Genomic DNA, 23,631 nt, shown 5'->3' on the forward strand with positions numbered 1-23,631 from the left:
TTCGTTCTTCTTACCTGCGTTTTAATTGCAAGCCCCAAAAGCCAATGCGTCGTGGCATATTATCGGAAATATTGCCTTCGTTTACCATTTTCACGCCTTCAATGGTGTAAAAGGCGCTTGGATGATATCTATTAATGGCATCAGTGAGATGGTTTAAGTTTTCTCTTTTCAGTACAAGAAAAACCACACTCACTTTTCCTGTTTTCCCTTCGGCATCCAAAATAGAATAACGATAATCATTATCACTCAAAAAATTCAGCAATTCATGAACGGGCTCTTTTGTGATCAATCTTAAAACCACACGCCCAATAGCAAGTTTTTCCTCGATGTACATGCCAACAAAAGTTCCAACGGCAAAGCCACTGGCATAGGCAACATAGGATAAGGTGTTGTCAATATTGCTAATTATCTGCCCGATGGCCAATAACCAAATGAGCGCTTCAAAGAATCCTAAAAAAGGAGCGATATTTCGTTTTCCGCTCATCACAAAAATGATTCGGATGGTAGAGATTGACACGTCGCAGATGCGCGCCATAAATATCAATAAGGGAATTATCACGTAGTTTAAAGTGTTTTCACTTACGCCGAAATTATCATAAAAAAATTGTTCCATACTGCGAAATTCTAAAAAATATTGATTTCTAACCTCTTAACGATTAGTTGATAAATGGGTGCAAAGGTAATTATATCTTTATTAAATTAATTAGGCGCCTCTTATTATTTAGTTCCATTATAAGTGCAATAAATTGATGAAAAATAAGTCTTTGCCTTGATAACAAACCCTCTCATTTAAAGTGAAATCAATGTATGTAAATTCAGGATGAAGTCGTTTCTTTGAGTTTTTTGTCAGGTCTGTTAAAAAATAATCATATTTTGGATCTCTAAAAATCTTCATTAAAAAAGATATCTTAGCACTGCGTGATTCTTGATTGAAGATTATTGTTCTAGCGATTATTCCGACTCTAAAAATTATGAAAACATACAAAGTAAATAAGGTTGACAGCAACCATTTGGTTGTCAATGGAAAAGTGGATCATCCATTATGGGATAAAGCTGTGGTTTTAAAAGATTTCATTTCGCCATGGCATGTTGAAGACGTTGAGGATATAGAATTTAGAGCCCTTCATGACGACGAAAATTTATATGTGTCGTACCGAGTCAATGACGCCGCCCTTCATATTGATACTACAGATGATTCAAAAAAAAGCGTCAACAATTCTGATCGGGTAGAGCTGTTTTTAAGATCTGACAAGCGTCTCGATCCTTATTACTGTCTTGAAATCGATCCGTTGGGCAGGGTTCAGGATTTTATAGCACGTGTTAACCGACAATTTGATTATACCTGGGATTGGCCAAAAGATGATATTTCGATAAAATCTGAAATAACGGCGAACTGTTTTACGGTTGAAGTGACCATTAGTATAGCCTCCTTAAAGAAATTTGAGCTCCTTCAAAAGGACGGAATGATTGAAGCCGGGATTTATCGTGCCAAATACCACCAGCAATCCAACGGACAGTTTCAGCCCACCTGGATTACTTGGATAGATCCTCAAACCGAAACGCCCAATTTTCATATCGCCTCATCCTTCGGGAAGTTGAAACTTGATAAATACTAGATCCTTAAAAAAGGCGTCACATTTTCTGAATTGATAATATCGATAGGAAGTAGAAACTGCTCTGGAATTTGTTTTTCAAAGACTAAATGCTCGATTAAAAACTTCATGCCCAAATAAGCTTGTTGTCTCGGGTTTTGATGAATTAAAAAATCGATAACCCCATTTTTTAGATGACTTATATTTTCTGTAAGAAGATCATAACCCACCAGTTTAATGTGGCTTTTAGTTTCGTTTTGCAATACTCTAGCCACATGAAAAGCTTTGGAATTGGTTACGAAAACCCCTTTTAAATTGGGGTTTTTGGATAAAAAGATGCTTAATTTGTCTTCCGTTTCGCCATATTTGAGCTTACATTTTAAAATCTCGCCCTCATAATTTCCTACATCTTCAAAATAACTTATAAAGCCTTTCTCTTTTTCTTGCATGTGAACCGCATTTTTATATTGTTCATCAATATGGACAATGGCCAAATCGCCGTCTGCATTGATGCTATGCAATAATTTTGCCGCCACTCTGCCGCTTTGATACAAATCCTGTCCTATGAAAGTTGCCGTAGAGGTTGTGATTTGATTGTTAAAGGAACAGACTTGAATGTCCAAGGAACGGTAGTGTTCCATGACACGTTTTGCCTCTTTGTAAAATAATGGCACCATCAAAATAACATCCGGAGAGGTCTTTAGCATTTCCTCGTTATTCTTTAGAAAATCAGCGGTATCCGTCGGGTCAAACAAAAAGGTATTAATTTGCACATCAAACGCATTAAACTCTGATAAGGCGGTGTTGACGCCATCCATGCATACATCCCAATAAGGATCTTTTTCTGGGTCAGGTAATAAGGCGCCTATCTTAAAAATCTTGTTGTTTTTTAAGTTTCTGGCAATAAGGTTGGGTTGGTAATTAATATCGGCCAAAAGCAGCCTTACTTTATCCTCAACATCTTTGGCAACGTTACCTCTATTATGGATGACCCTATCAATAGTTCCCTTTGAAACTCCTGCTAATTGGGCGATATCTTTTATCGTATATTTTTTCGTCATAGACACTTGTATAAAACACAAGAGATGTTTATATTCGCATAACTGTGTTCGAGCACAATTTAGAAAATTCGATGGTTATTTCAAAATTGAAGGTCGGATTTGTATGAATTCAAACTAGTGAATCAGTGCAAAGTATTAAATTTTTAAGATGATTTTCAATAGTTTGAATTTAATTGAAAAATAAAAACAAAAAATGGTAGAAACGAATAAACCGACATTGGTCATCTTGGCAGCAGGAATGGGGAGCAGGTATGGAGGTTTGAAACAAATTGATGCTTTTACTCCGCAAGGCGACACGATTATGGATTTTTCAATTTATGACGCGCTTCAAGCGGGATTTGGAAAATTTGTGTTCATCATCAGAAAGGCTTTTGAAAAGGAATTCAGAGAACTCATCGATAAAAAATTAGACGGAAAAGCTGAAGTGGAGTATGTGTTTCAGGAATTCGACAGTGTTCCAGAAAAATATATAGATCCTAACAGAACAAAACCTTGGGGTACTGGTCATGCATTATTAATGGCCAAAGATGCGGTAAAGGAAAATTTCGCCATTATCAATGCCGATGATTTTTACGGCAGGGAAGCGTTTACGGTTATGGCAAAATCCTTATCGGAAAAAGATAAGAATTCCTATGATTTCAATATGATGGCGTACCTTCTTAAAAACACAGTTTCAGATCATGGCCATGTGGCAAGAGGAGAGTGCGAAGTGAATAAAAATGGTTTTTTGGTCGATGTCACAGAGCGCACGCACATTGAAAAAAGAGATGGCCAGTTAATGCGTTTGGATGATCATGGTAAGTTTATTCCGATTGATGGCGACACCATCGTTTCCATGAATTTTTGGGGGTTTACGCCTAAATGTTTTGAATTTGGAGGCGAATTATTTGATGCTTTTTTAGAAGTCAATAAGCACAACCCAAAAGCCGAGTTTTTTATTCCTTACGTTGTCAATGAGATTTTAAGATCGGAAAAGGCAAGCGTTGAAGTTTTGAAATCTAACGCACAATGGTTTGGAGTGACCTATTTAGAAGACAAAGCAATTGTGCAAGCCGCCATTGAGAAGTTGAAGGAAGAAGGTGTGTATCCAGTTAATCTATGGTAAGATGCAGACAGAACGATTAAAATTTATTTTTGGACAATTTGATCATACATCTGAATTTGACGGCTTTGAGGAGTTGGCATCAGGGCATATCAACGACACCTATTTAATTAAAACAAAAACGAAGCCGTATTATGTGTTGCAACGCATCAATCACGGTGTTTTTCCAGATGTGCCAGGGCTTATTGAGAACAAAGTGGCCATCAGTCAGCATATTAAAGAAAAGTTACAACATCTGTCTCCTAAAAAACAAAAACGACGGATTTTAAAATTCTTCAAAACGAACACTGGAGCCTCCTATTTTAGGGGCGATGAAGGCAATTACTGGAACCTCATGGGGTTTATTGACAAAAGTGTCACGCACATGACCGTTCCCAATGAAGACGTGGCTTACCAAGGTGGTCGACTTTTAGGCCAGTTTTTAACCCTTACTAACGATTTTGACGCCGCGACCTTGACCGAGGTCATTCCTAATTTTCACGATATGCCTTTTAGATATCGACAATTTGAGGAAGCCTTAGCAAAAGCTGACAAAGCGCGAGTGGAAAAAGCCAAACCTTATATAAATCTTGTGCACAACTCTAGAGAGGAAATGCACATTCTTCAGAATTTAAAGGAGTCTGGCGAAATTAAAATGAGGGTTACGCACAACGATACCAAAATATCGAATGTGCTTTTTAATAAGAAAGAAAAGGGGCTTTGTCTTATAGATTTAGATACCGTAATGCCAGGAATTGTACATTATGATTTTGGGGATGCCATCAGAACCAGCTGTAACACTGCTGCTGAAGATGAAACCAATCTGGATCTTGTAGAGTTTAACCTTGATTATTACAACGCGTTCACCAAAGGGTTTTTAAAAAACATGGGTGATTCCCTAACGCCAATAGAACTAAAATATCTGCCGTTAGGAGCTAAGACCATGATTTTTATTATTGGACTACGCTTTTTAACCGATTATCTCAACGGAGATATTTATTTCAAAACAAAATATGACGATCATAATTTAAATCGTGCCAAAAACCAATTTAAACTCTTGCAGAGTCTGAGTGAAAAATTGGGTGTTTAATAATGCACATTGAAAATACAATCATTAAATATTACAGATACGCTTACCAAATCAAAATACAATAATTAATAGGTTATAAAACGAAATGATATCCTTATGAGTACTACATCTAAAAATAATTTTGTCCCAATTGCCATTATCGGAGGACTCTTCGCGATTTTCGGTTTTGTAACCTGGATTAATGGGGCATTAATCCCCTTCATGAAAACCATTAATGAGCTTACGGAAGCGCAATCGTATTTAGTGGCCACGGCTTCTTATATTTCTTTCGTAGTCATGGCATTGCCGGCATCTTATATTATTAATAAAATTGGGTATAAAAACGGAATTTCATTAGGTTTAGCTATTATGGCTGTTGGTGCTTTAGTGTTTATTCCGGCGGCCGACGGACGTACTTACTCGCTGTTTTTAGTGGCGATTTTTATCCAAGGCATTGGAATGACCATCTGTCAAACAGCTGCTAACCCTTACATTACCATTTTAGGCCCTATTGAAAGTGGTGCCAAACGTATGGCAATGATGGGCATTGCAAATAAAGTTGCTGGTGCATTGGGGTCTTTAATTTTTGGTGCCTTATTATTATCTGGTATTGATGAAGTCAATGAAAAATTAGGAACTGTTTCTGACGCAGAAAAAAATACACTTTTAAATACGATGGCCGATAGTGTCCACACGCCTTATATCGTTATGGCGGTGGTGTTATTTGTCTTTGCATTATTGATTAGAAAAGCAGCATTGCCACATGTAGAACCTACAGTGGAGGATGAAGGCCTTGTTGGTGAAAACACTCATAAAACCATATTTCAGTATCCACATTTATGGCTGGGCGTTTTAGCCTTGTTTGTGTATGTTGGTGCTGAGGTGATTGCTGGCGATACGATTATTGCTTATGGGATTTCTTTAGGTATTCCTGCAGCCGATGCTAAATTCTTTACAACTTATACGCTAATGGCCATGGTTGCGATGTATGCTGTGGGTGCCATTTTAATTCCGAAATATCTGAAGCAAAAAACAGCTTTAATCATTAGTGCCATTTTAGGAATTATATTCAGTATTCTTATTTTATTAACCACAGGATTTACATCGGTATTGTTTGTTGCAGCCTTAGGAATTGCAAACGCATTGGTGTGGCCAGCCATTTGGCCGTTAACCTTGGATGGTTTAGGAAAACACACTAAAACGGCTTCGGCATTATTGATTATGGCCATCTCAGGTGGTGCGATCATTCCGCCATTATACGGACGTTTGGTTGATGCTGGAAAACATGAGATGATGGCTAACGGGATTCAGGACGTTGAAACTTTAGCAACAGCGTCAACAAGTAGTTATTGGATTTTGATTCCATGCTACTTTATGATTTTGTTTTTCGCGCTTTGGGGTCATAAAATCAAAAGTTGGACGAAATAAATGAATATAATTCAGGAGTTATAATAGACTTTCTGTTTCAAAAATTATGGGGACTAAAGTATATAAATGGGGAATGATTGGCTGTGGTAGTGTGACCGAGCTAAAGAGCGCGCCAGCCTATCAGAAAACGGAAAGGTTCGAGCTTTATGCCGTCATGCGCAGAGATGCGACCAAGGCAGAAGATTATGCCAAACGCCATAATGTCCCTCATTTTTTTACGGATGCCGACTTGTTGATCAATCATCCAGAAATTGACGCCATCTATATTGCCACACCTCCAGATTCTCATGAATATTATGCCTTGAAAGTGGCTGAAGCGGGCAAAGTATGCTGCATTGAAAAACCTATGGCGCCAACTTATGAAGCTTGTTTAAGAATCAACGCGGCCTTTGAAGATCGAAATCTGCCTTTGTTTGTGGCTTATTACAGAAGGTCATTGCCAAGATTTTTGCAGGTTAAGGAATGGATCGACCAAAATAAAATAGGAAAAATTAAACATATTCATTGGCATTTTAGCAAACCTGCCAATGACATCGATAAGTCAAAAGTATATAATTGGCGTACTGATGCTACGATTGCTCCTGGTGGTTATTTTGATGATTTGGCCTCCCACGGATTGGATTTGTTCGCCTTTCTATTGGGAAATATTACAGAAGCAAAAGGTTTGGCGGAAAATAAGCTTGGACTTTACACCGCCAATGATTACGTCACAGGCCATTGGAGACATAATTCGGAAATTACCGGATTTGGAACTTGGGATTTTGGCGCCGAAAAACGTGAGGACACGGTTAAAATCTATGGCAATGAAGGAAATATTAGCTTTTCTGTCTTTGGAGAAGCGCCCATCGTTTTAGAACGTGATGATGAAACCAAAAGTCTAAGCATCACAAACCCCGAACACGTACAATGGCACCACGTTCAGAATATAAAAACAGACTTGTTAGGAGGAATCCCACATCCTTCAACAGGAGATACAGCAGCCCGAACAGCTTGGGTCATGGATCGCATATTAGAAAATAAAATTAAAGTCATAAATAATTAAATAAATAAGAAATGTTAAAGAGTACCCTCGATAAAGCAACTGGTTTCGAAAAAAGGTTTGAAAACATTAATACGGTCATGTTTGAAGATTCTCAAGCAGCATCAAAAGCTGTTGCTAAAGAAATAGCTGATCTTATAAGAGTAAAACAAGCACAAAAACAACCCTGTGTTTTAGGATTGGCAACAGGATCGTCACCAAAAGGATTATATGCCGAATTAGTGCGTTTGCACAAGGAAGAAGGATTGAGTTTTAAAAATGTTGTGACTTTTAACTTGGATGAATATTATCCAATGGAGCCAGATTCCGTTAATAGTTACGTGCGTTTTATGAAGAAGATGTTGTTTGATCACATCGACATTCTTTCAGAAAACTGCTACATTCCAGACGGGACCTTGTCCAAAGAAGAGATTGCAGATTACTGTAATGCCTTTGAGAAAAAAATTGAAGCTTTTGGAGGTATCGATCTTCAAATACTCGGGATTGGTGGCAATGGTCATATCGGTTTTAACGAATCAGGATCGTTACAAAACTCCAAAACGCGTTTAGTAGCCTTGGATCATATTACAAGAGTTGCGGCCAGTAAGGATTTTGCAGGCTTGTCCAATACACCAAGAACAGCGATTACTATCGGTGTTAAAAAGATTATGGAAGCCAAGCGCGTCATTCTTTTGGCGTGGGGCGAAAGTAAAGCGGCGATTGTTAGAACTTCAGTAGAAGGGCAGGTTACCAACCAAGTGCCAGCGTCTTTCTTGCAGGAGCATAATAATGCTACTTACGTACTTGATAAAGAGGCAGCTTCAAAACTAAGCCGTATCAATACCCCATGGTTGGTTGAAAAAGTAAACTGGACGGACCGTCTCATCAGAAAGGCAGTTTTAGGATTGGCATTAGATCTTAAAAAGCCAATTTTAATGCTTACGGATGCTGATTATATTGAGAATGGAATGAGTGATTTATTGACGGATATTGGTCCAGCCTACGATATCAACATTAAAATTTTCAACAAAGTTCAACATACCATTACCGGTTGGCCAGGTGGAAAACCAAATGCTGAAGACAGTAATCGTCCAGAACGTGCTGAACCAGCTAAAAAACGTGTCTTGATTTTCAGTCCACATCCTGATGATGATATCATTAGTATGGGAGGTACTTTCAAAAGACTTCACGAACAAGGTCATGAGGTGCATGTGGCGTATCAAACTTCAGGGAATATTGCCGTAGCAGATGAAGAGGCCTTGCGCTTTGCAAGTTTTGTGGTGGATTATAACGAGAAATTTGCGATTGAAAGCGATGCTACTCAAAAGATTTATAATAAAGTTGTTAAGTCTCTTCAAAATAAAAAATCAAGTGAGATTGATATTCCAGAAGCACGCTATATTAAAGGATTGATTAGAAAAGGGGAGGCGAGAGCAACGAGTCATTTTGTTGGTTTGCCAGATAACCAAATCCACTTTATGGAATTGCCGTTTTATGAAACGGGAACCATTGATAAACATCCTTTAGGGGAGGCAGATATTCAATTAACGATTGATTTGATTGAAAGCATCAAACCACATCAAATTTATGCCGCTGGAGATTTAGCCGATCCACACGGAACCCATAAAGTGTGCTTGGATGCCGTATTTGAAGCGGTCAGAAGATTAAAGTCAAAACCATTTATGGATGATTGCTGGGTATGGCTGTACAGAGGTGCATGGCAAGAATGGGGCATCGACGAAATTGAAATGGCGGTACCGATGAGTCCAGACCAAGTATTGGAAAAACGCCACGGAATTTTTAAACACCAATCACAAAAAGACGGGGTTGTGTTTCAAGGATCAGATGCCAGAGAGTTTTGGCAACGTGCGGAGGACAGAAACAGGGAAACCGCATTACTTTATGATCAATTAGGCTTGGCACATTATGCCGCGATGGAGGCTTTTGTGAGATGGCATTTTTAACTTTAAGAAAGGAATTATGATGGAAGTAACCATGAAAACCTTGTCGCAAATGAGCGGCTATTCCGTGTCAACGGTTTCGAAGGCTTTACGCGACAAGAAAGATATCAGTATAAAAACCAGAAAGATTATACAGGATTTAGCACAGAGTCATGACTTCGTGCCTAACAATTCTGCCATAGCGCTCAGGTCACAAAAAAGTCATACAATCGCGGTCATCGTACCAAAAATTGACTCTATGATTTATGGGAGTATGCTCAACAGTATTCAGCATATTGCTTTTGAAAATGGATATCGCGTGGTGGTTCAACAATATCAGAATTACGAAAATGACAAATATGGCTGCTTAAAAAGTTTAAGGAGCGGTGGCATTGATGGCGTTATCGTTTTAGGATCATCCAACGGTTTGGAGGAGCTTAAAAAAAGCGCCGAAGCCCATATTTTTCCAACGATCGTTAAAAAAATAGAAGATCTGAGTTTAACAGCGAATGATTATAAGAGTTTCGGAAAGAAAATGATCAACGCCTTGTTTTTTAAAATGGAAAACCGAGACAACGGAATGGATTAAATGTAATGAAAACAACAGCCTATTTAGATGGTCAATATGTTATACATCGTAATTTTTGATAATTTATAGAGGCATAAATCGGAATTAAAAATGAAGCAAGACACAAATTTATTAGAACAAAATCATCGGTGGTATTTTGAAAAATCCTTTTCATGTTCTGAAAAGTATGATCAATTTATCAACTGGTTAGGCGTGGAGTTTTATTTTTTTCAACAAGAGCAAGGTTCCGATTTTACCATTTATTTCCCTAACGGACAAGTGCAAGTGAAAAGAGAAGAAGAATTTGATGCTACACTTGTATCTAAAATAACGGTTGAAAGTAAGTGCCGAAAAGTGGGTTCTAAAATAAAAAAGACACTTTCGGAATTCCTCGATCATATCGAAAATTATAATCGGCTCAGTCAGATGTCAGTATTGAGTTGATAAGTATTAATAGTACAAAGAACCCCGGAAATCGTTTTTGATTCCGGGGTTTTTTTATAGTTTTAGGTCATTGCGAGGAGGCACGACGAAGCAATCTCATGAACAAATGGCGGATCGACGAAGCAATACGTGTTTTTTGTGTCTTGTATTATATTCGTGAGACTGTTTCTCCCGATAGCTATTTGGATTGCAGTCACAACATTCTAATACTTTATTTGCACATCGCATATATCTTACTTCAAAAAGGCTATTTTTATTGTAATGAAACTCCATATATTAGACCGAAGTAATACAACAACATCCATTTGGGGTTTTGGTCTTGCTAATTATGGCTGTAAAATTTCCGAAGGTAGAAGGGCAATCAAAAATTTCACTTACAAGCTTAATATAGTCTTATGGAACTAAAAATAAATCCCAAATATCCATCGGTAACCGATCTAAGAAAAAGAGCGATGGTAAAAATGCCAAAGTTTGCTTTTGAGTATTTAGATGGCGGCTGTAATGAAGATATCAACTTAGATAAAAACCGAACCGATATTCAAAAAATTGAATTGATGCCGCAATACTTGTCCAAGTTTGATAAGGCAGATACCCGAACTGAATTGTTTGGTCATACCTATGCGGCACCTTTTGGGATTGCACCAGTGGGACTGCAAGGTTTGATGTGGCCAAATTCGCCAGAAATTCTCGCAAAGGCCGCTTTTGATCACAATATTCCTTTTATATTGAGTACGGTTTCTACGTCCAGTATTGAACGTATTGCCGAAATAACCGAAGGGCAATCGTGGTTCCAATTATACCATCCCTCTGACGAAAAAATTAAAAGAGATTTGCTGGATCGCGCCGCTGCTGCAGGAACTGATGTTTTAGTGATTCTGGCCGATGTACCAACCTTTGGATACCGACCTCGAGATATTCGAAATGGTTTGGCAATGCCGCCTAAGATGAGTTTGAAGAATATTCTAGAGATTTTTACAAAGCCTGATTGGGCGATTCAAACCTTAGTTCATGGGAAACCTGCTTTTAAAACTATGGAGCGTTATATGCCAAAGGACTTAAATATGCAGAAGTTGGGCGCCTTAATGGATGCCACTTTTTCTGGAAGATTAAATACCGATCGCATCGCGTCTTTAAGAGATCAATGGAAAGGTAAATTGGTCATTAAGGGCGTCGTCATTGAACAGGATGCGCAAAAATCGATCGACTTAGGTATCGATGGCATCATTGCTTCCAATCATGGCGGACGTCAACTGGATGCAGGCCAATCTTCAATTGTACCGATGGCCCATTTAGCGGAAAAATTCAAAGGACAAATCAAAATCATGGTGGACTCAGGTTTACGTGGCGGTCCCGATATTGCTAGAGCCATGGCAAGTGGCGCTGAGTTTACCTTTATGGGACGCAGTTTTATGTATGGCGTTGGCGCTTTAGGAAAAGAAGGTGGTTCTCATACCATTTCTCTAATGAAAACGGAATTCCAGCAAGTTATGGATCAGATTTGTTGTGAGAAAGTGGAAGATTTGCATAAGTTTCTTGTGAGGAAGTAGAGGGTAGGGAGTAGAAAAGAGAAAATAGAGCATAGAATATAGACAAATGTCTCGCAGAGCCGGAAGGAGGCGCTAAGTTGTGAGTTGTTAGGTTGTGGTTGTATCAAGTCCATAATGCTCCGTGAAGCTCAGTGAAATCTCCGCGCATCTCTGTGTAATAACCAGTAGCAATCCGTGCAAATCCTTGAAATTCGTGTCAAAAAATATGCGCCACTCGTCTGAACGGTCGTAAAGGTCAAGCGTTCCATGAAATCAGGGATGAGGAATTGCGGAAATGTTATAAAATTCAGCGAATTCGGTCTGACTACCAATCATAAGGTTCTTAGATTTAAATAATAGTCAAAGCAAATCAGCCAGATCAGTGTCATCAGCGTTCTATAGTAAATCTGACTAATGATTGATGTTAACAGTCGGTGGAAAGTGGAAAAAAATATCTAATTTTGACAATTAGTTAACTAAAGACGGTCAACAATAATCAGGGAGGTTTAGTTTTTTGGCTACTGTTTGGCGATTCCATATATAAGTAAAATCTTTTTTAAAACATACCGATGAAAAGCAAAGTCATTAATTTATTTGGCGATAAAGCCGTTGTCCAAAACCAAGACGTAAAATATTCTGAATTATTAGAACAATTTCTAACGCCATTTGCGAGGGATTTTGATGACGTCGAATTTTATGAAGATGTTATTGATTTTGTCATTAATGCTTGGAATTTTGGGAATATGAAACTCATATTGCCGGAGGGTGAAAGTGATGCCATAGTCAATGCTATAAAAGATAAGGACGTCGATGTCGATTTGTTGAAAAGAATGATTGCTTTTAAAATTGAGAAATTTAAAGCATTCCCCAATTTTATTGTCGATTATGAAGTAGGAGAAAGAGATGGAGATCCACTTTTAACAGTAGTTACCCAAGAACCAGACGCTTATTTGAATGCTATGGCCGAAGATATGGACGATGATCATAGCGAGGATGATTTTGAAGAAAATTATATCAATCGTAATATCATTATTTTAAAACCCTTACAACCGTTTTCAGATTGGCTGTCTAACTTGTATCCTGGAGAAATGCATGATGTGAATGAAATGAGTACTTATTTAGTAAGTGTAGAAATTGAAGACGTGGAAGCCTGGCTTAAAAAGAAATTTGATAAATTATTTATCCGCGAATTAGAAGGTTGGCATACCAATAAAAAAGAATGGCCTCAAAAACGCACTTATACAATGTTTAAACAATGGTTTCAAGTCGATATATCTTCAATGGTCTACGATTTAGAAGAAGAGCCAGTTTTTAAATTTGGATAGAAAATTCCCGTTTTCCATAAGGTTACTTCGCGTTTTTACTATCATTTCACATGAGGGTCATTCGCAATCGTATAACTTCTGAAGGCGCTCCGTCATTATCTGTGACAAGCACCAAATCCGTTTGCGTGTCGGATATCATTTGGTCCACAGTTACAGATTCTACTTTTAAAGGAAATCCAGGATTAGGAATTTGCTGAATTAAGAAGTCATCCGCAAGCACGCCATTATTTATTTTGATGACGCCGATAAAACTACCCAGAATTTCGCCGTCGTCATAAGCATTGGGTGCATCTTCTACCGCCGCCGTGAAAATCAAATAGGGTTGATTATCTAGCGTTGTAACACCTGAAAAGCCCGCCTCCAAACCATTGATTTTCGGCAAAGAATAGCAATTGGTTTTAGTAATTGGAAAGTCACTCCCTGTTTTACAATAGGCAATAAAATCTGGATAAGAAAAACTAAAAATGATGTTTCGTCCTCGATTAAAAAGGTAAAGTAAATGTCCATCAAAAGCGATCCCTTCAATGTTGAGTTCGTAGCCTTGCATGATCTCCACACTCCTTATATGCTCCTAAAACAGGGAGATATCATATGTCTCATAGCTGATTTCTTTTCCTAGGTGCACTAAAATACAAGCATCACGCTCGGGCGATTTAGATCCAGATCCGAAAACAAGAATCTCGGTCGCGCTGACCATTTCCATCGCTTCAAAATCGGGTTTGTCGATTTTTGGAATGGTATTTCCTTGTAACTTTTCGGAAGAATAGATCTGGGTTTTTGAAAGCAGTTCAAAGTTTTTGTCGAGCCGAAATAAATAAGGAGAATCATCGCCAATTGCATAAAAATCCTCTTTAAACTTAACTATTCCCGAGGCACTTGGCACATGTTCCAAGATTTGCCAGCTGAATATTTCGATGTCTAATGTTGTTTTTTGCAAAGCGTTTTTCTTTAAAGGTAAAATTATTTCTAAAATTAATATCTAATGTGATCAGCAGAATTCTGTATGATTCTTCAAATAGTTTTCCTAAAACTCAACTTCGAATGTCGCGAGTGTAAATGTTTTACTCCATCTCATTGATAAAATCTTGCTTGATTAAATAAGGAATCTTGATAATGTCAAATCATCAATTAAATAGTTAATTGTTTAAATAATTTTAGCTTAAAGTAGTTATATTTAGAAACACTTGTTAATTTTAGTGGCTAATATTTAATCGGAAGAATGCCGTACTAGTTGGGTAGTTATTAATTTTAACCTGTAGATATTGGAAGTAAACACTATTATCCAGTTAGACTAAGGATTCATATCGCACATAAAATCAAAATAGAATGAAACACTTTAAAAGCCAATACCTGTGGGTTTTATTGGTAATCTTCGCGATGTCCTGCAAGGATAATGCTAAAAAGGACATCGTAAAAAACGAAAATCCAGTTAAGAAGGAGCGGGCAATTGAATCTGCTATTTTAGAAAATGACACTTCTTTTTATCATGTGGATTTTAAAACCTATCCGCAGATGGACAAAAGTCTGCCCATTGGCGTTTTTGATTCGGGTACAGGTGGACTGACAGTTTTGGACGCGCTCGTCCATTTTGATGGCCACAATAACAAGAATAACGAGAAAGGTGGCGACGCAATTCCTGATTTTATTTCTGAAAAATTCATCTATTTGGCCGACCAAGCCAATATGCCTTATGGGAATTATTCCAGCGAAAATAAAACAGATTTGCTCGTCGAACATATTCTAAAGGACATGCAGTTTTTACTTTCTGATAAATATTATCGTGAGGCCAGTGATATCCAATTTCAGAAAGATAAACAACCCGTAAAATCTATTGTGATTGCTTGTAATACAGCTACGGCTTATGGAAGTGAGTTTATAAACGAATTCATCGATAAAACCGGGATTGAACTAAAAGTCATCGGTGTTATTGATGCCGGTGCACGTGGCACGCTTTCTACTTTTAAAAAGGATGAAAATGGCGCCATTGGGGTCATGGCAACGGTGGGAACTATTTCTTCTAAAGGGTATGAAAATACACTTTTACGCGTGAAGGATGAGTTGGGCTATACCGGAAATATCCAGATTTTTAATCAAGGTGGCCATGGTATTGCAGAAGCCGTGGACGAGGAGCCGGATTTTGTAAATAAAAAATATAAAAAACCGCGTGATGATTATAGAGGCCCTTCGTTAAATGATCCCAATTTTGCGATTGACAAGACTTTAATGGATATCTATAATTTTGATTTTGATCATGGCAAAATGTTATGTGATAATAAGGATGTCGATGATTGTCAGGTTCTCCAAATTAATGATTCGGGAAATTATGTGCGCTATCACGTAGTCAGTTTGTTGGAGCAAATCCGGAAAGCCAAAAACCCACAGCCTCTAAAAGCCATTGTTTTAGGATGTACGCATTATCCTTATTTGACCAAAGAGATTAATGAGGTTTTGGATGAACTTTATAATTACAAGAAGGATGGGAAGTATATTTATCGCGATTATATGGTTGAAAAAGTTGCGATTGTGGATCCTGCCGTGAATGTTGCCGAAGAACTCTACGTGTATATGAAAGAGAAAAATCTTTTTAATCCTGCCGGAAATATTAAGGATAGCGAGTTTTTTATCAGTGTGCCTAACTCGACCAACGCGAATGTAAAGCTTGATGATAACGGCCGATTTCCTTACAGTTATAAATACGGTAGAAACGAAGGTGAAATTCAGGAATATGTGAAAATGGTGCCTTTCAGTAAAAATAATATTTCAGAAGAAACTTTGGATCGTTTTAAAACCTCTATTCCACAAACGTATAAATTGATCGAAGAATTTACCCGTTCCAATCCAAAAACTAAATATTTGGACGAATCCGTTAGAATTAAATAGAAAACCAAAAAAACGTTTTTAGGGGGAATTCTATTTTAAGTAATAGTAAGGCCTTAAAACAGAGATGTTTTTTTAAATTGTCAAATATTATCCCTTAATTGGATGTAGTCTAAAAATCAAACCAAGAATAATATGAAGTATAGTATTAAATTATTGAGTCTAACATTTTTTTCCATCCTCTTATTAGCTTGTGGAGAAAGCAAAGTCGTCGTGGCGGAAGCTTTTAAAGGCGGCAAAACTGCAATATCAAATAATGGAATGGTGGTTTCTGCTCATCCTGAAGCCAGTAAAGTGGGTATGGAAATTCTGAAGCAAGGTGGGAATGCTGTTGACGCCATGGTCGGCGTACATTTTGCCCTAGCTGTAGTTTATCCTTCGGCTGGTAACCTTGGTGGTGGCGGATTTATGATGTATCGGAAAAATGATGGCGAAGTTTTTTCGTTGGATTTTAGAGAAAAAGCGCCGGGCAATGCCTATGAAGACATGTATTTGGATGCTGACGGCAATGTGATCGAAGGAGAAAGTTTGTTTGGACAGAAAGCTTCTGGCGTTCCTGGTTCTGTGGACGGGATGTTGTTGGCGCACGAGAAATTCGGTTCCTTGCCACTGGCTACTTTGATTGAACCATCGATTCAACTTGCCGAAAAAGGATTTCATATTTCAGAGCAACAAGCGAAAAACTATAATTACCATAAAGAGGATTTCACGAAAAACAATCGCAATCCTGAAACGGTTACTTTAATCAAAGCCGAACCATGGAAAGCTGGAGATGTATTGGTACAAAAGGATTTGGCCGAAACTTTAAAGCGCATCAAAAAAGATGGCAGAAAAGGATTTTACGAAGGTAAAACAGCCGAGCTTTTGGTTGCCGAGATGCAAGCTGGGAATGGGATCATTACTTTAGAAGATCTTAAAAATTATAAGTCTGCATGGCGCACGCCTATCACTGGAAATTATAGAGATTATACAATCCATAGCATGGCACCGTCAAGTAGTGGCGGGATTGCGTTGGTTCAGCTTCTAAAAATGGCTGAACATTTCCCATTGTCCGACTTTGGATCAAAAAAGGCAAAAACCATCCATGCGATGACCGAAATGGAAAGAAGGATTTATGCCGATAGAGCAGAGCATTTAGGAGATTCTGATTTCTGGGATGTTCCGGTGAAGGAATTATTAGATGATGATTATATCGCGTCAAGAGTCGCTCAAATAGATATGTCAAAAGCAACCGATAGTGAAACCGTTCGACCAATGGCGTTGGACAATATTGTCGAAAAAGAAGAAACCACTCATTATTCCATTGTTGATAAAGATGGCAATGCGATTTCTTTAACTACCACGATCAATGATGGCTACGGCTCTAAAGTATTTGTGGAAGGCGCTGGTTTTTTATTGAATAACGAAATGGACGATTTTAGCATGAAACCAGGAGTTCCAAATATGTATGGATTATTAGGTGGTGCGGCCAATTCCATTCAACCCAACAAACGCATGCTCAGTGCGATGACGCCAACCATTATCGAGAAAAACGGCCAATTGTTTATGGTGGTCGGAACGCCAGGAGGCTCCACCATCATCACTTCGGTTTTTCAATCTGTCGTGAACGTTATCGATCATGGTATGACCATGAGTGAAGCTGTATCCGCAAAACGATTCCATCACCAATGGAAACCCGATTGGATTTCCACTGAAAAAGGAGCTTTGGATCCTGCTGTCATAAAAGAATTAGAGGCTATGGGCCATGTGGTCAAAGAGCGCGGCAATATTGGTAGGGTAGAAGCAATTCTGGTAAGACCTGATGGCTCATTGGAAGGCGCCGCTGATCCAAGAGGGGATGACTGGGCGATGGGGGTGGATTAGATAAATTATAAAAGTCACTTTAAGCTAAGGTATGTCCTTATGTCGTGGTGCATTTAAAAAAACATCCGAACGTTTAAATAAAAACAGAATATGGAAAAATGGAATGAATTATGTTACATTCTGTCGGAAAACTTGCCTTCAAATACGAGTGAGCAGTTATTTGAGTTAAAAGTCATTCAGGCATTTGAAAAATTAGGATGGAGTGAGTATAATAATGAAATAATTGTCAGAGAAAGTGTTCAGTTAGGAGCCTCAAATAGAATTAGTCCAGATTTATTGTTTAAATCAAAAGAGTTAGGGAATCTTTTCATTGTGGAAGTCAAAAAACCTTCTTTCGAAATAGACAACTTGACTTTTAAAGGGCAATTATCGTCCTATATGGGGATTATGAGAGTAGAATTAGGAATTCTAATAGGTAATAAAATACAAATATTTTTAGACGGTAAGTTTTTTCAAGAGAATGGCATTGTCTTAATCGACGAAATTGAATTTAAAAGAGAAAATGAAAAAGGTTTAAAGTTTGTACAATTATTCATCAAGGGAAACTACAATAAAGAAATTATTGAAAATTACGCCCAAGAAAAAATTCAAGAGTTAAAAGAAATAGAAGATTTTAAAAGCCTAAAAAAACAATTGTGTTCTGAAAATTATACCGAAAAAATTATTGACTATTTAAAATCTGACCTTCTAAAAGAATATGACGACAAAATAATTGAGAAAGTTTTCCAAGAATTAGAGGTTAAAATTGAGAGTAAGAATAAATTTTCTCCAATAAAAAACCACGAAAAAAGAAGAGCGCAAAAGTATAATTCAATTGAAAATTTTAATAATTCTAATGGAAGGCTTCCGGTCGGAAAATATGTACGAAAAACATTTAATGAGTTAGTTAATAGTAATTTAATTGATAGAAATGAAGTTGAAAGATTACAAAGAGGCGATTATTCAAAATTAACGTTTGATATTCAATTCCCTTTTTTAGCTAAAGAAAATTCAACTTATTACGAAAAAACAAGATATTGGAAAAACCCATATCGTATAAACGGAGAACTCTATTTTGTCTGTTCGCAATGGTACGAAGTTCCTGCAAATAATGATCGACCATATTATGAAGATTGGTTAGAGAAAATAAAGAATAGAAACCCAAAAGTGGAGTTAATGATTAACCAAAATCTGCGTTAATATCTTTTCAAACCAACCCACAATAATCAAAAAACCCAGACTTCCGTCTGGGTTTTTGCTTTGAAAATCATCTCTATCATATAACAAGTTGTCATTCTTATCATGAATCGCTGCTACCAATTCAATCAATCTAATTTCAACAATTCAATATTTCTAAATTCGGTGGGGTGGCTTTCGCTTTGTAGAGAGATATAACCTCCTTTTATGGCTTCACCAATTCTGTTTTTATACATTGGATTATAGTCATCCATATCTGCGCCACCATATTGTGGTTTTGAATAGCGCAATACTTCTTTATCGTTGATTTTATGGATGATTAAAGAATCGTTATAGACTTCAACTTCCAAATTGACCCACTGATCGCCATGATACGTTTCGGAATTGGATTCTGTACAATGATCCGTAATCAGCAGGCCATCCATGACCACGTTGGTGCCTGGGGTGCATAAATTCGCTGTGGATCGGTCAACGCCTTGGGTCAGTCCGCCTAGCATCTGAACCTCAATGCTCAATGGGAAACTTTGGTCTTTAGCCATGTTTTTAGGATCTTCACCATGAATCATAACGCCGCTATTTCTGGTTGCCCATCCGGCTCCATCTGCAATTTGATCGCCGGTAAAACGGTATTGCATTTTTAATTTATAATTGGAATAGGGTGTTTTATAGAAAAGATGACCAAACCGATCATTGAACTTGCCATCATAACCATCATAAGAAACTTTAATGACACCATCCTCAACTCGAAAGGTATTGTGAATATTGTCGCCTAAATCATAGCCTTTGATTTTAGGCGTCCATCCGTCTAAATCTTTGCCATTAAATAAAGAGATCCAGTTTTCCGTAGCTTGTTTTTTAACAATAGCATCGCGGTTTTTAGCTTCGGGTTTTGATTTGCAGCTTACGATTAATAAAAGAATTAATGCAATTAAAATTGGGTTGGACGGTTTGTACATATTCATTAATTTTTAAATATTTTTACTGTATTCGGATATTTTCTCGTTTAAAAACCTGATGTATATGTGTATGAATGGATGTGTGGTATAGTAAAATTTAATATTATTCGTCCTCCGCCCTCCGTCATTCGTCCTCCTTCTTTTATCCTTAAGTCATTTCCAACCCTTCGATAATTTCATAAAAAAACAACACATCAATATTAATCACTAATTGGCTTGATTTTAAAGCGACCAAGCTCTCCCTCCAGTAGCTTTTTCCACGGAAACACATCCTTTTTGCTGCCCTGGAATCGGATCATAGGCTAACACGTTTTTGCCAATCTCCTTACTTGATTTATAGGCCCAAACTGTCTGATCGCGAATTTTCATTAGCGTTTCAAAAACTATGTTTTCTTGTTCCGCATAGGCTAGCCGCTCCGCTTTTGTAAGGCTAAGATATTTCGATAAAATGGCATCAAATTTTTCGGGTTCCAAAGTAAATGGCTTCTCATTTGGAGGATTCAATTCTTCTGGAATTCCCAACTCTTCAATCACAGCATCCAAACCCGTTTTATAGATTTCTTTTTGTTCGTCAGTTGCGGTTGCTGAGGTATAAAGATCAATGAATTTCGGTACGTTAACATCTAGCGCGCCCGGAATACCTTTCGTTTTCGGCAAAATTAAGTCCACTAATTTCTGTAAGACATAGGCTTGTTTGTCAGAAAAAAATAGGGGCGTCCACTTTTCTTCTGGCGTGGTACAACTTTGAAGCATGCTTAAGATGGTAGGTGTTGCAATAACATATCCTAAGGATAATCCCAAGTTTTTTAGTGCGTCTCTTCTGTTCATAATTATGCTTTATTTGATTTGAATTGTGCAATGGCATGCTGTGCAGCTCTAGCGGTTAATGCCATATAAGTCAATGACGGATTTTGGCAACCCGCTGAGGTCATACAAGCCCCATCGGTTACATATACATTCGGCACGCCATGCACTTGATTATTGGCATTAAGCACGGATGTTTTTGGATCTCTACCCATACGGGCGGTGCCCATTTCATGAATGCCTATCCCTGGCGCATGCTGCACGTCATAAGTCGTGATGTCTTTAAATCCTGCCTTTTCCAGCATCTCGGCGGCCTGCTGTTTAATGTCTTCACGCATGATCAATTCGTTTTCTTTCCATTCCGCATCAAAGGTTACGGTCGGCAAGCCCCATTCATCTAGCTTGTCATAATCCAAGGTCATTTTATTGTCATGATAAGGCAAACATTCCCCAAAGCCCATAATGCCCATGCTCCATGGTCCGGGTTTTAAAATCGCCTCCTTGAATTTTTCGCCGTAGCCAATTTCGGCAACGTGTTCGGAGATTCCGTATCGGCCGCCGCCGCCTTGATAGCCATAGCCTCTTAAAAAGTCTTTGCGTTCGGTGGCTTTATCTCCTAAGTTTCTGAATCGTGGTATATAAATACCGTTTGGTCGACGTCCTTTATAATATTGATCCTCAAATCCCTCTACTACAGCATTGGCACCTGCTCCTAAATGATGGTCCATAATATTATGTCCTAATTCGCCAGAGTCATTGCCTAATCCGTTGGGGAAACGCTCTGATTTGGATTGCATTAAGATGGACGCCGACGGGATTGCGGAAGCACAGCTAAAGATGATATCCGCAGTAAAAATATGCGTTTCCTTGGTTTCAGCATCGATCACTTTAACACCCGTTGCTTTTTTTAGCGAGTCGTCATAGATGATTTCATGGACAATTGAATCAGGTCTCAAAGTCATATTGCCGGTAGCTTCCGCCGCTGGCAATGTGGAAGCGTTACTGCTAAAATAACCACCGTAAGGACAGCCTCTAATACATCTATTTCTAAATTGGCAATTACTTCGTCCTTTATGTTCGTGATCGCCTGTAATATGAGCCACGCGTCCGATAGTCAACAAACGATCCTCGTAGTTATTGGCAAGTTGGGATTTAAACTCTTCTTCGACGCAATTCAATTCCATTGCCGGCGAGAAAATGCTGTCTGGTAAATGCGGAATTCCGAGGGCTTCGCCACTGACGCCGATATATTTTTCGACATAATCATACCATGGGGCGAGATCATTGTAACGGATAGGCCAATCCACACCATGGCCATCTTTAAGATTAGCGGTAAAATCCAAATCGCTTAGGCGGTAACTTTGACGCCCCCAAGTTAAAGAACGTCCGCCTACGTGATAGCCTCGCATCCAATCAAAACGCTTGGTTTCATTATAAGGATGTTTGATATCATCCACAAACCAATGTTTGCTTTCTGCCGAGGTGGTATAGCCTGTTCGGGATTGTTTTTCTTGCCGTTCCTGATCTTCCGTTGTGGTGCCACCACGTAATTCGGTGTCCCAAGGATCATTGTGCATGGTAGGATAATCGCCGTGTTTTACCATGCGTCCTCTTTCGAGCACTAAGGTTTTTAATCCTCCCTCACATAATTCCTTCGCTGCCCAACCGCCGCTAATTCCTGTTCCAATGACTATAGCGTCGTAATGTTCTTTTATCATAGTGTACTTATATATTCAAACTATTAATAGCCTACTAAATACAGGAGTAATAGTCCTAATTATTTTGGTGATGCAGATTTTTAAAGTCTAAACTTAGTCAAATTAGTAGTATTCTGATGAAACTTTAGTATTTTTCATCTTCTTTTATTTTTTTTAAAAATATTAATATTAAACTAATAAAACCAAAATCATTATGACCAAAAAGATTTTTATTCCTTTATGTTTATTTTTTCTTGTGACGACACTTTTTGTTGGATGTAAAGAAAATCCAGCAAAATCAGTTCAAGCAGAAGTTGTAACGAATGATGTCAAACCATTTTTTAAGTTGTCACTAGCGCAATGGTCCTTACACCGAGCCATTGGGAATAACGAATTAGATCCGTTGGACTTTGCTGAAAAAGCCAAAGCAATGGGTTTTGAGGGAATAGAATATGTTTCGGGTCTTTATACAAAAAAGCTGGAATCCATGGGGATGGAAGCGCTTCAGGAGGCTTTAAAAGAAAAGAGTAAAGCACATGGCGTTGAAAATGTATTGATCATGATCGATGGTGAAGGCGATTTGGCGGCCTCAGATGAAAAAGAAAGAAATCAGGCTGTTGAAAATCATAAAAAGTGGGTAGATGCGGCTCAATTTTTAGGCTGTCATTCTATTCGGGTCAATTTATTTGGTTCAAATAATGAGGACGAATGGATTGCAAATGCGACCATCGGTTTAAAAAGATTGGCGGAATATGGTCAATCTAAAGGCATAAATATCATCGTTGAAAACCACGGTGGTTTTTCTTCAAATGCCGGACTTTTAGTTCAGGTCATGAAAAAAATAGATATGGCCAACTGTGGCACCTTGCCTGATTTTGGCAATTTTTGTGTGAAACGTGAAGGTGGCGGAAAATGGGATGGAAAATGTATTGATGAATATGATAAATATAAAGGAGTAGAAGAAATGATGCCTTATGCAAAGGGCGTTAGTGCCAAGTCTTATGATTTTGACGCTGACGGTAATGAAACTACGCTGGACTATCCTCGTTTTTTGAAAATTGTCAAGGATTCTGGTTATAGAGGCTTCATGGGTGTAGAATTTGAAGGCAGCAATGTTAGTGAGGAAAAGGGCATTGAATTAACTCGCGATTTGTTATTGAAAATAGGAAAAGAACTTTCTAAATAATCACATCAAACTTATCTAAA

Annotated in this window: 19 protein-coding genes and 1 pseudogene; 14 read left to right on the top strand and 6 right to left on the bottom strand. The window is 38.1% G+C overall.

Annotation, left to right across the window (positions count from 1 at the left end; genetic code table 11):
- Nucleotides 1-10 precede the first annotated feature (10 nt).
- On the bottom strand, nucleotides 11-613 hold the full coding sequence (locus tag ACOH2D_RS09830) for a DUF2179 domain-containing protein (RefSeq protein WP_348038938.1): 603 nt from the start codon (nucleotides 611-613) through the stop codon (nucleotides 11-13).
- A 358-nt stretch (nucleotides 614-971) separates the two neighbouring features.
- Here ACOH2D_RS09830 and ACOH2D_RS09835 point away from each other — a divergent pair, with 358 nt between their 5' ends.
- Nucleotides 972-1,616 carry a carbohydrate-binding family 9-like protein gene (locus ACOH2D_RS09835; RefSeq protein ID WP_348038940.1) on the top strand — a complete coding sequence of 215 codons (645 nt, stop codon included), beginning with the start codon at nucleotides 972-974 and terminating at the stop codon, nucleotides 1,614-1,616.
- Here ACOH2D_RS09835 and ACOH2D_RS09840 read toward each other — a convergent pair.
- Nucleotides 1,613-2,653, bottom strand: coding sequence for a substrate-binding domain-containing protein (locus ACOH2D_RS09840; protein ID WP_449535115.1), 1,041 nt, complete (start codon nucleotides 2,651-2,653; stop codon nucleotides 1,613-1,615). The genes ACOH2D_RS09835 and ACOH2D_RS09840 overlap by 4 nt on opposite strands.
- Before the next feature lie 193 nt (nucleotides 2,654-2,846).
- Here ACOH2D_RS09840 and ACOH2D_RS09845 point away from each other — a divergent pair, with 193 nt between their 5' ends.
- From ACOH2D_RS09845 to ACOH2D_RS09885, 9 genes are all read left to right on the top strand, one after another.
- Entirely contained in the window at nucleotides 2,847-3,758 is a 912-nt protein-coding gene (locus tag ACOH2D_RS09845) for a nucleotidyltransferase family protein (protein ID WP_449535116.1), read from the top strand.
- Between the two features lies 1 nt (nucleotide 3,759).
- Entirely contained in the window at nucleotides 3,760-4,824 is a 1,065-nt protein-coding gene (locus tag ACOH2D_RS09850; RefSeq protein ID WP_449535117.1) for a phosphotransferase enzyme family protein, read from the top strand.
- 96 nt (nucleotides 4,825-4,920) lie between these two features.
- Entirely contained in the window at nucleotides 4,921-6,231 is a 1,311-nt protein-coding gene (locus ACOH2D_RS09855) for a sugar MFS transporter (RefSeq protein WP_449535118.1), read from the top strand.
- 46 nt (nucleotides 6,232-6,277) lie between these two features.
- Nucleotides 6,278-7,273 carry a Gfo/Idh/MocA family protein gene (locus tag ACOH2D_RS09860; RefSeq protein ID WP_449535119.1) on the top strand — a complete coding sequence of 332 codons (996 nt, stop codon included), beginning with the start codon at nucleotides 6,278-6,280 and terminating at the stop codon, nucleotides 7,271-7,273.
- Between the two features lie 11 nt (nucleotides 7,274-7,284).
- Complete coding sequence (gene nagB / locus ACOH2D_RS09865; RefSeq protein ID WP_449535120.1) at nucleotides 7,285-9,213, top strand: glucosamine-6-phosphate deaminase; 1,929 nt, start codon at nucleotides 7,285-7,287, stop codon at nucleotides 9,211-9,213.
- Between the two features lie 16 nt (nucleotides 9,214-9,229).
- Nucleotides 9,230-9,778, top strand: coding sequence for a LacI family DNA-binding transcriptional regulator (locus ACOH2D_RS09870; RefSeq protein ID WP_449535121.1), 549 nt, complete (start codon nucleotides 9,230-9,232; stop codon nucleotides 9,776-9,778).
- Between the two features lie 90 nt (nucleotides 9,779-9,868).
- A complete protein-coding gene (locus ACOH2D_RS09875) occupies nucleotides 9,869-10,201 on the top strand; it encodes a hypothetical protein (RefSeq protein ID WP_449535122.1) in 333 nt (110 codons plus the stop codon).
- 395 nt (nucleotides 10,202-10,596) lie between these two features.
- Entirely contained in the window at nucleotides 10,597-11,748 is a 1,152-nt protein-coding gene (locus ACOH2D_RS09880; RefSeq protein WP_449535123.1) for an alpha-hydroxy acid oxidase, read from the top strand.
- Between the two features lie 548 nt (nucleotides 11,749-12,296).
- Complete coding sequence (locus ACOH2D_RS09885; protein ID WP_449535124.1) at nucleotides 12,297-13,052, top strand: hypothetical protein; 756 nt, start codon at nucleotides 12,297-12,299, stop codon at nucleotides 13,050-13,052.
- 46 nt (nucleotides 13,053-13,098) lie between these two features.
- On the opposite strand, the pseudogene ACOH2D_RS09890 reads toward ACOH2D_RS09885, so the two are convergent.
- A pseudogene (locus tag ACOH2D_RS09890) lies at nucleotides 13,099-13,935 on the bottom strand (DUF6929 family protein).
- Nucleotides 13,936-14,378: 443 nt separating this feature from the next.
- Here ACOH2D_RS09890 and ACOH2D_RS09895 point away from each other — a divergent pair.
- The 3 genes from ACOH2D_RS09895 to ACOH2D_RS09905 all read left to right on the top strand — a co-directional run bounded on the left by ACOH2D_RS09895 (nucleotide 14,379) and on the right by ACOH2D_RS09905 (nucleotide 18,971).
- Entirely contained in the window at nucleotides 14,379-15,932 is a 1,554-nt protein-coding gene (locus ACOH2D_RS09895; RefSeq protein ID WP_449535125.1) for a glutamate racemase, read from the top strand.
- Nucleotides 15,933-16,064: 132 nt separating this feature from the next.
- Nucleotides 16,065-17,792, top strand: a complete 1,728-nt coding sequence (ggt, locus tag ACOH2D_RS09900) for a gamma-glutamyltransferase (RefSeq protein WP_449535126.1) — start codon at nucleotides 16,065-16,067, stop codon at nucleotides 17,790-17,792.
- 90 nt (nucleotides 17,793-17,882) lie between these two features.
- Nucleotides 17,883-18,971 carry a hypothetical protein gene (locus tag ACOH2D_RS09905; protein WP_449535127.1) on the top strand — a complete coding sequence of 363 codons (1,089 nt, stop codon included), beginning with the start codon at nucleotides 17,883-17,885 and terminating at the stop codon, nucleotides 18,969-18,971.
- A 125-nt stretch (nucleotides 18,972-19,096) separates the two neighbouring features.
- On the opposite strand, the gene ACOH2D_RS09910 is transcribed toward ACOH2D_RS09905, so the two are convergent.
- The 3 genes from ACOH2D_RS09910 to ACOH2D_RS09920 form a co-directional block, all read right to left on the bottom strand.
- Entirely contained in the window at nucleotides 19,097-19,924 is an 828-nt protein-coding gene (locus ACOH2D_RS09910; protein WP_348036806.1) for a 3-keto-disaccharide hydrolase, read from the bottom strand.
- Nucleotides 19,925-20,146: 222 nt separating this feature from the next.
- Complete coding sequence (locus tag ACOH2D_RS09915) at nucleotides 20,147-20,752, bottom strand: gluconate 2-dehydrogenase subunit 3 family protein (RefSeq protein ID WP_449535128.1); 606 nt, start codon at nucleotides 20,750-20,752, stop codon at nucleotides 20,147-20,149.
- Between the two features lie 2 nt (nucleotides 20,753-20,754).
- On the bottom strand, nucleotides 20,755-22,446 hold the full coding sequence (locus ACOH2D_RS09920) for a GMC oxidoreductase (protein ID WP_449535129.1): 1,692 nt from the start codon (nucleotides 22,444-22,446) through the stop codon (nucleotides 20,755-20,757).
- Between the two features lie 193 nt (nucleotides 22,447-22,639).
- Between ACOH2D_RS09920 and ACOH2D_RS09925 the strand changes: the two genes are divergently transcribed.
- Nucleotides 22,640-23,611: a sugar phosphate isomerase/epimerase family protein gene (locus tag ACOH2D_RS09925; protein ID WP_449535130.1), complete on the top strand. Its 972-nt coding sequence runs from the start codon at nucleotides 22,640-22,642 to the stop codon at nucleotides 23,609-23,611.
- The last annotated feature ends 20 nt before the right edge of the window (nucleotides 23,612-23,631 follow it).

The organism is Gelidibacter sp., from assembly GCF_053579655.1.

Bases quoted from the DNA above. Each gene is read 5' to 3' on its own strand.
- ACOH2D_RS09910 (WP_348036806.1), bottom strand. From the start codon at position 19,924: ATGTACAAACCGTCCAACCCAATTTTAATTGCATTAATTCTTTTATTA.
- ACOH2D_RS09920 (WP_449535129.1), bottom strand. From the start codon at position 22,446: ATGATAAAAGAACATTACGACGCTATAGTCATTGGAACAGGAATTAGC.
- ACOH2D_RS09925 (WP_449535130.1), top strand. From the start codon at position 22,640: ATGACCAAAAAGATTTTTATTCCTTTATGTTTATTTTTTCTTGTGACG.
- ACOH2D_RS09860 (WP_449535119.1), top strand. From the start codon at position 6,278: ATGGGGACTAAAGTATATAAATGGGGAATGATTGGCTGTGGTAGTGTG.
- ACOH2D_RS09835 (WP_348038940.1), top strand. From the start codon at position 972: ATGAAAACATACAAAGTAAATAAGGTTGACAGCAACCATTTGGTTGTC.
- ACOH2D_RS09875 (WP_449535122.1), top strand. From the start codon at position 9,869: ATGAAGCAAGACACAAATTTATTAGAACAAAATCATCGGTGGTATTTT.
- ACOH2D_RS09840 (WP_449535115.1), bottom strand. From the start codon at position 2,653: ATGACGAAAAAATATACGATAAAAGATATCGCCCAATTAGCAGGAGTT.
- ACOH2D_RS09855 (WP_449535118.1), top strand. From the start codon at position 4,921: ATGAGTACTACATCTAAAAATAATTTTGTCCCAATTGCCATTATCGGA.
- ACOH2D_RS09870 (WP_449535121.1), top strand. From the start codon at position 9,230: ATGATGGAAGTAACCATGAAAACCTTGTCGCAAATGAGCGGCTATTCC.
- ACOH2D_RS09905 (WP_449535127.1), top strand. From the start codon at position 17,883: ATGGAAAAATGGAATGAATTATGTTACATTCTGTCGGAAAACTTGCCT.
- ACOH2D_RS09880 (WP_449535123.1), top strand. From the start codon at position 10,597: ATGGAACTAAAAATAAATCCCAAATATCCATCGGTAACCGATCTAAGA.
- ACOH2D_RS09845 (WP_449535116.1), top strand. From the start codon at position 2,847: ATGGTAGAAACGAATAAACCGACATTGGTCATCTTGGCAGCAGGAATG.
- ggt (WP_449535126.1), top strand. From the start codon at position 16,065: ATGAAGTATAGTATTAAATTATTGAGTCTAACATTTTTTTCCATCCTC.
- ACOH2D_RS09915 (WP_449535128.1), bottom strand. From the start codon at position 20,752: ATGAACAGAAGAGACGCACTAAAAAACTTGGGATTATCCTTAGGATAT.
- nagB (WP_449535120.1), top strand. From the start codon at position 7,285: ATGTTAAAGAGTACCCTCGATAAAGCAACTGGTTTCGAAAAAAGGTTT.
- ACOH2D_RS09885 (WP_449535124.1), top strand. From the start codon at position 12,297: ATGAAAAGCAAAGTCATTAATTTATTTGGCGATAAAGCCGTTGTCCAA.
- ACOH2D_RS09895 (WP_449535125.1), top strand. From the start codon at position 14,379: ATGAAACACTTTAAAAGCCAATACCTGTGGGTTTTATTGGTAATCTTC.
- ACOH2D_RS09850 (WP_449535117.1), top strand. From the start codon at position 3,760: ATGCAGACAGAACGATTAAAATTTATTTTTGGACAATTTGATCATACA.
- ACOH2D_RS09830 (WP_348038938.1), bottom strand. From the start codon at position 613: ATGGAACAATTTTTTTATGATAATTTCGGCGTAAGTGAAAACACTTTA.